The 1,285-nt window shown below is 39.1% G+C and carries 1 protein-coding gene; it reads left to right on the top strand.

Features of this window, described 5'->3' with window-relative positions:
- Positions 1 to 1,285: amino acid permease (locus tag ACFIKE_RS10750; protein ID WP_375649894.1), on the top strand; the 1,285-nt coding region annotated here is incomplete at both ends.

A 1,285-nucleotide genomic window follows, 5' to 3' on the forward strand; every position in this document is an offset into this window, starting at 1 on the left:
GCCTCGATAACCGTCACGTACAACTTATAGCTCTGGGTGGTGCTATTGGAACAGGACTCTTCATGGGATCAGGAAAAACAATTAGTGTAGCAGGTCCTTCAATCCTTCTCGTTTATGCGATTATTGGTTGTGCTCTATACTTTGTCATGCGTGCTATGGGGGAGTTATTGCTTTCTAATACACAATATCGATCTTTTATTGACTTCTCAACCGATCTTCTAGGGCCGTGTGCCGGATTCTTTATCGGCTGGACATATTGGTTGTGTTGGATTGTCACTGGAACTGCTGAAATTATTGCTATTGTCACTTATACACACTTTTGGTGGCCTGAACTCAATCCGTGGATTCCTGTTATAATTGGACTGATGTCCTTTTTAATTCTTAACCTCGTCGCCGTAAAACTATTTGGCGAACTTGAGTTTTGGTTTGGTTTTATCAAAATCGTAGCAATTCTAGTCTTAATTGTTGTAGGATTTTATATGATCTTTACCGGTTTTGTCTCTCCAAACGGTACGGTTGCTTCTCTTAGCCATATATGGAACGGTGGAAATATTTTTCCGCGAGGAATTACAGGCTTTTTTGCTGGATTTCAAATTGTTATTTTTGCTTTTGTTGGCATTGAACTCGCTGGAACAGTTGCTGCTGAAGTAAAAGAGCCTCAAAAAGCTTTACCACAGGCTGTTAATTCAATACCAATCCGCATTGTATTCTTTTATATATTCTCTCTTCTTGTGATTATGTCTGTGACGCCGTGGGATCAAATCAGTCCAGAAAAAAGCCCATTTGTAACAATGTATGCACTTATTGGTATTCCAACTGCTGCAGGTTTGATGAACTTTGTTGTCCTCACAGCTGCCGCATCTTCAGCAAATAGTGGAATTTTTTCTACCAGCCGTATGATATATGGGCTTGCAACACAAAAAGGTGCTCCTAAGTTTTTAGGAAAACTTTCTCGTAACCACATTCCAGCCAATGCATTATTCTTTTCTTTTTTATGCATCTTATTTGGTTATGCAATTGTATCGTTATCTCAAACACTCATAGCTGCTTTTACAATTGTTACAACGATTGCCGCAACTTTGTTTATATTTGTATGGTCTATCATTTTGATCAGCTATATCGTCTATCGCCGCAATCGTCCTCTCCAGCATACTGTCTCTCCTTATAAAATGCCAGGAGGTGTTGTTATGTGTTGGGCGCTTCTTGTTTTCTTTGCATTCATTATTTATTTATTGTCATTAGAAGCTGATACTGCCATAGCTTTAAAATACACTCCAGCGTGGTT

The organism is Bartonella sp. MU70NMGDW, from assembly GCF_042194085.1.
Classification (GTDB): domain Bacteria; phylum Pseudomonadota; class Alphaproteobacteria; order Rhizobiales; family Rhizobiaceae; genus Bartonella; species Bartonella grahamii.